This window comes from Pseudomonas sp. C11, from assembly GCF_034683865.1.
In the GTDB taxonomy this organism is placed as follows: domain Bacteria; phylum Pseudomonadota; class Gammaproteobacteria; order Pseudomonadales; family Pseudomonadaceae; genus Aquipseudomonas.
In genome coordinates this window covers 1-231 of record NZ_JAWIIP010000117.1, presented here as the reverse complement: position 1 = coordinate 231, position 231 = coordinate 1, and the positions used below count along the sequence as shown (strand labels likewise).

Annotated in this window: 1 pseudogene; it reads left to right on the top strand. The window is 64.9% G+C overall.

Annotated elements, in window-relative coordinates:
• Window positions 1-24: 24 nt before the first annotated feature.
• Window positions 25-231, top strand: a pseudogene (locus VC352_RS25145) (molybdenum cofactor biosynthesis protein); the annotation flags it as partial.

Below are 231 nucleotides of genomic sequence, written 5' to 3'. Positions count from 1 at the left end.
GTGTCTCCCCCTTGGAAGCCTGCCTTGAACCACCCAGCGGATGCGCTGTTCGTGCCCCTGAACCTCGCGGGTCTGACCGTTAGCGATACCCGTACCCTGGACACCGATACCTCCGGTCAGTTGCTGGTGGATCGACTGCGCGAGGCGGGGCATCACCTTGCCGCGCGCGTGCTGCTCAAGTACGACCTGTACCGCATTCGCGCCCAGCTCGCGACCTGGATCGCCGAGGAT